This is a genomic window from Sulfuriflexus sp. (genome assembly GCF_032250955.1).
GTDB lineage: Bacteria > Pseudomonadota > Gammaproteobacteria > AKS1 > AKS1 > Sulfuriflexus.
The window spans coordinates 1-5,341 of the sequence record NZ_JAVVES010000103.1 but is presented as its reverse complement, the minus strand read 5'-3'; the positions used below and the strand labels follow the sequence as shown (position 1 = coordinate 5,341).

At 57.6% G+C, this 5,341-nt stretch carries 5 protein-coding genes; 1 reads left to right on the top strand and 4 read right to left on the bottom strand.

The features are described from left to right. Both RQ738_RS12995 and RQ738_RS12990 read right to left on the bottom strand, forming a co-directional pair. A partial coding sequence (locus RQ738_RS12995) for a cation:proton antiporter (RefSeq protein WP_314165717.1) occupies positions 1-247 on the bottom strand: 247 nt, incomplete at its 3' end. 532 nt (positions 248-779) lie between these two features. After that, a complete protein-coding gene (locus tag RQ738_RS12990) occupies positions 780-1,664 on the bottom strand; it encodes an SDR family oxidoreductase (RefSeq protein ID WP_314165716.1) in 885 nt (294 codons plus the stop codon). Positions 1,665-1,755: 91 nt separating this feature from the next. On the opposite strand from RQ738_RS12990, the gene RQ738_RS12985 reads away from it, so the two are divergent. Beyond that, on the top strand, positions 1,756-2,778 hold the full coding sequence (locus tag RQ738_RS12985) for a CDP-6-deoxy-delta-3,4-glucoseen reductase (protein WP_314165714.1): 1,023 nt from the start codon (positions 1,756-1,758) through the stop codon (positions 2,776-2,778). A 465-nt stretch (positions 2,779-3,243) separates the two neighbouring features. Here RQ738_RS12985 and RQ738_RS12980 read toward each other — a convergent pair whose 3' ends face one another. Together RQ738_RS12980 and RQ738_RS12975 are read right to left on the bottom strand one after the other, a co-directional pair. After that, positions 3,244-4,419 carry a heme biosynthesis HemY N-terminal domain-containing protein gene (locus RQ738_RS12980; protein WP_314165713.1) on the bottom strand — a complete coding sequence of 392 codons (1,176 nt, stop codon included), beginning with the start codon at positions 4,417-4,419 and terminating at the stop codon, positions 3,244-3,246. A 2-nt stretch (positions 4,420-4,421) separates the two neighbouring features. Then, a partial coding sequence (locus RQ738_RS12975; RefSeq protein ID WP_314165711.1) for a uroporphyrinogen-III C-methyltransferase occupies positions 4,422-5,341 on the bottom strand: 920 nt, incomplete at its 5' end.

Here is a 5,341-nt window from a genome sequence, read left to right as displayed (position 1 = left end):
GCACGGGCATTTTGACTCCGGCGGAAAACAGCGAAATCAGCACCACCACTTCGGTCAGCACTTCCAGCAGCGCCGATTCCTTGAGCGGGTTGAAGTGAAATAGATTGAGCACCGTCGGCCCGACCAGCAGCCCCACGGCCAGGTAGACAATTGCCGGGGTGACCGGCAAGCGTTGGAGCATCGGCGCAGTCAAGCCCCTGGTGAACAGCAAGCCGCCCACGAGTAAAAACCATTGTGCGCTAGTCATGCTGCGTTTGCTTCATTGCGTTTCCCTTTTGACGTGACTGTTTCGGCACACAGCCTAATCGAAATCAGGGTTTTCCGTTGTGCGCCATCGTATAGACTACCGCCATGCTGCGACGATTAGCAAGCACAGGGATGGGTGGCCGCCCCAGGGTAAAGAAAACATTACCGGGGTCACCCATAAGTCGTCGCCTCACCTGCGGAGGCATCCAGAGATAAACCGAATGAACTTACACTCTACATAAGAATGACTTATGTTTTTCAGTGAAAAATGATAATCACTTGTAATTAAACTGATATCCAACTCGATTTTATTTCATCACTGCCGGACGCATTGAGCACACTGTAAATGAGGATTACCATGCCCGTAAAATCCCGTATGTATTTCCGGGCCTGCCTGTCGTGTATAAAGTCTGCAACGCCAAGCCTTCACTTTTATTCGCCTGCAGGATGCCGGGTATTAGTTTGACTGCAAATGCCTTTATATCTCCTGTTCTCAAAAACTATACTGCTCTTTAAGAAGCCGTCGGATTACGTCACCTTGGTTCCTGATCCGATCCACAATTCTTTAAGCCAAGCTTCAAATCAGCAAACCTCAACTCGACGCCGAGCTCTTCGCGCAGTTTTTTGTTTGAGATCTTTCGCGATTCCTGCAGGTAACTGAGCATGCCGGCACTGACCTCGTTCTGTGCCTCGGCCAGGGAGATCTGCCGTGGCCGCAGCAGGCCCAGGTGATCGGCCACCGCATTGAACCAGCCGGTCATCGTGCCGGGCCGGCCGTCGGAGACGTTATATACCGCGCCGGGTTCACCACGCTCGGCGGCGGCGACGCAGATATCCGCGAGGTCCTCGCTATGAATGCGGTTGGTAAAACCGGACTCGGCCTCGTTCAGTACCGGCAGGCCCTTTTCCAGTCGCGCCCGGGGCAGGCGGCTGGGGCCATAGATCCCCGGCACACGCAGGATCACGACCGGCACACCCGTTCGGTCGGCCCAGCTCTGCAGGGTGGTCTCGGCATCAAGGCGACGCCGGCCTCGATCGGTGCCGGGTTGCAGGGGCGAGGTCTCGGTGACCCATTCACCGCCGGTATCCCCGTACACAGCCGTGGTGCTGATCAGGACGATGCGTTGCGGCAGGTTGTGTTCATCCAGGCTCGCCAGCCAGTTACGCAGGCGCGTATCCGTCGTGCCCTCGCGTGGCGGTGGCGCAAAATAATAAACAACCGCGCCGTTGACGACTAAACCCGCCAGGCTGGCGGGGTCATCAAGGTCTGCCGGCACGCTCTCAATGCCGCTCGCGCGCATTGCCTCGCAGGTTGCGCGATTGCGTGAAACCCCTCGCACACGGGCCTTTCTGGCCTGCCAACGGCGGGCGACGCGGTGGCCGATGTCGCCGCAACCTGTAATTACTATGTTTTGCATGTTTAACTCTGCCTTCAAATCAGCGATAATCCCGAGCCTTTCAGTCAGGCTTGTTTGGGCCGTGCGCCCGCGCAATATTAATTACAGTGTTATGAATTACAAGATCCATATCGAACCGGGTGGGGCAACATTTACGGCAGACCCTGACGAGACCATTCTCGATGCCGCCCTGCGCCAGCATGTCGGCCTGAGCTACAGCTGCCGCAACGGCCTGTGCGGGGCCTGCAAGGCGCATGTGCTGGAGGGTGAGATCATCTATGAAGACGAGCGCCCCGAGGCACTCACCGAGACCGAAGAGGCCGAGGGCATGGCTCTGCTCTGCCAGGCATACGCCCGCTCGGACTGCCGCATCGAGGCCCATGTCGCCGAGGCGCTGGCCGGCATTCCGATTCGCAAATTGCCCTGTCGTGTCACTGATACCCGGCAACTGGCCCATGATGTCATGCGGCTGGAGCTAAAACTGCCCGAGGGTAGCGACTTCAAGTTCCTCGCCGGCCAGTATATCGACTTTCTGCTCAAGTCAGGCCACCGCCGCAGCTTTTCGATTGCCAATGCCCCGCATGACGGCGAACACCTCGAACTGCACGTGCGCCACGCCAAGGGCGGCGAGTTTACTGACTTCGTCTTTGAGCACCTCGAGACCAGGGCGCTGTTACGCATGGAAGGCCCGCTCGGCAGCTTCTACCTGCGCGAAGACAATGATCGCCCGATCATCTTCATGGCCGGTGGTACCGGCTTTGCGCCGATCAAGGGCATCATCGAACACGCCCTGCACATCGGCAGTACCCGGCCGATGCACCTTTACTGGGGGGTGCGCAGCAAGCGCGATTTGTACATGCATGAACTGCCGACAAAATGGGCCGCGGAGCACGACAACATCACGTATATGCCGGTCTTGTCTGAGCCGCAACCCGAGGATAACTGGCAGGGCCGTACCGGTTATGTGCACGAGGCCATCATGGCTGATTTCGATGACCTGTCAGGTTTTGATATCTATGCCGGCGGGCCGCCGCAGATGGTACATGCCGGCTTCGATGCCTTTGCCACCAAGGGGCTGATCGAAGATCATTACTTCTCCGACTCGTTCGAGTACGCCAAAGACAGCAAGAAATAAAAAACGCGCGCTGACTTTTCAGCGCGCCTTTAAAGAACCTTTATCCCCTCATCCCAACCTTCTCCCGGAGGGAGAAGGAGCGTATTTTATCCTGTGCTACTTTGCGTTCCTTCGCGCACTTCGCGGTAAAAATAATAGTAAATGCATTAACCGCAAAGGACACGACGTTACGCGAAGAGAAACGCGGAACAAACCGCGCTTTTTTATTTCTGTCATACCGATCGCACCAGAATGACCGGTGAGCGTTTATCTGGATGTATCGAGTCTGAATCGCAAAGTACGCAGAGACGCAAAGAGCGCGAAGTAATTAAAATTTAAAACAGGGTAAGAAAAAGTTAATTGTCGTCGTTGTGGTTACTACAACTTCCTCGGCCAGCAGTTTTTTCAGATTTCCCTTTGTGTTCTTTGCGTTTATAACACGTGAACAACGATATCTCGCATCAATGTAAAACCATTAGCTAAAATCTAGTCCTTGTCGATTAGCTTGATGCCTTTGCGGTAACACTCCGCCGCGCGCTCGGGTTCTTCGAGGCGTTCCAGCAGTTCACCGAGGGCCTGGTAGGTACGTGGGTGTGGTGACTGGCCAAGACTGGCCTCGAACCAGGCGCGGGCCTTGCCCCACAGCTGGTTGCGCACTGCCAGTTGCCCGAGCACCTCGAGGAGCACCGGGTCTTTACCGTGCGCCGCCGACCAGCGTTCCGCCCAGTTCAGCTGGCGTGCCACGTCTACGGACTGGCAGCGCGCATACAGGCGTAACAGTTTATGGTTCCACTGCTTCTTGAGCGCGTCGCGCAGCACGGTGATCGCTGTTTCATCGGCATTGAAGCGCAGCAGTCCGCGCACGTAAGCTTGCAACAAGGTCACGTCATAGCGCAGGCGTTTCGGGACCTGCTGCCAGAGTGCCTGTATCTGCGATTGCTCGGTGGCGGCGTTCAACAGCTCACCATAGACCCTTGCCTCAAGGGCATCGAGGCTCGCCTCGTCGCTGACATGGCGCTTGCGCAACTCCGGCATCAGTTTATGCAGGCTCTCCCAGTCGTGTAACTCGCTATACAGGCGCATCAACAGTTTCAGTACATGAGGATGCTTCGGCGCCAGTGAACGCAGGTGCATGAGCGTGGCCAGGGCCTGCTCGAGCTGGCCGTGGCGTAACTGCAGGTCGGCCTGGGTCAGACCGACAGCAATATCAGCACCGGGCATGCTTGCATGCGCCTTCGCCAAAAACTGGTCGCGGCGCACATCGGCACCCTGTTCCTGGGCGGCACTCGCCGCAGCCAGATAATTCAACAGCGGGGTCTCGCTATGTTCGACATGCCGGGTCAATAATTTCTCTGCCTTGTCCCAGTGCCGCTGGGCCAGTTCGATCAGACCCTTGTTCAGGTTCTGCCGCGCCCGCATCACGCTGCGTCGCGTACGCCAGTTATGCACGCGCCTCGACAGGCCCCAGCTGTTGACCAGAAAGCGGATTAAATAGTAGCCGAGGATGAAACTGGCGAACAAAATGATGACAAACAGGATCAGGCTGATCTCGATCACCCACGGGGTTCTCGAAATCAGCACGTAACCACTATCCTGCCTGGCAAGCAGCGCCAGACTTGCACCCAGGAGGGCAACCAGAATGATTTTAAGTAACAGCTTCATGCCTAGTTACCACCGTTCGCCTTGGCCTGTTCTTCTTCCAGTGCCTCCACCGCTGCCAGGGAACGACTGATATCAGGCAGTGCAGGTTGTAACTCCAGCTCAGCCAGCGCCGCTAATTGCTCGAGCAGGCTCTTTACTGCAGTGACGTCGGGATCAAAATAGGCCGTAACCCAGTCAGCGGCCTCGGTCAGGCTGGCCTGGAATACGTCGGTATCTTTTTGCAACAGGGCCAGGCGCGCGGCCTCCAGCTTCAGACGCAAATTGTGTCGCAGGAAAACCAGTTGTTCCGGGGGAAGCAGGGCGTCAACGGGCCGATCGGTACGCCGGATCGTAACCAGGGTTTTCAACTCCGCCCAGATGGCGCGGGCATGACCCCGCCAGTCCCAGGGATCCGTCGGTGCCGCAACGGCGGCCTTCGCGTCAGCACGTGTCTTGCTGCGTGCCGGTGCCACGATAGGCAGGTCTTCGACCTGCCCGGTGAGGGCTATCAAACGCAGGCTGGCACCCTCGATATCGGCCCTGGGGACAGCCTTGAGGGCGCTTATTTCTTCATTCAAAAGGGCGCGCAGCTTGTGCACGGCAGGGCTGGCCAGCGCCTTGAGGCGGGCATCCGCCAGCTCCAGCGCCCGCAAGGCGCTCGGCACATCGGCGAGCAGTAACAGGCGTGTATTCGCCAGGCGCAGGTAGTAGCGAACCTCGGCCAGCGTCCAGGCATTGCGGTCACGACCCAGCTCGGTACGCAATTGCTCAAGACTCTGTTCCAGTTCGGCACGGGCGCTTTTTTCCAGGTTCAGGCGTGTCTCGAGCTGTTCATTTTGCTTGTCAAAACTGGCTTGCAGTGCCTGCTGCCGACTGAGGGCCCGCGCAGTCATCTCCTGCAGGACCTGCTGCCGTGCTTCGGCACCGGCCTGTTGCTGGAGCC

Bases quoted from the DNA above. Each gene is read 5' to 3' on its own strand.
- RQ738_RS12990 (WP_314165716.1), bottom strand. From the start codon at position 1,664: ATGCAAAACATAGTAATTACAGGTTGCGGCGACATCGGCCACCGCGTC.
- RQ738_RS12985 (WP_314165714.1), top strand. From the start codon at position 1,756: ATGAATTACAAGATCCATATCGAACCGGGTGGGGCAACATTTACGGCA.
- RQ738_RS12980 (WP_314165713.1), bottom strand. From the start codon at position 4,419: ATGAAGCTGTTACTTAAAATCATTCTGGTTGCCCTCCTGGGTGCAAGT.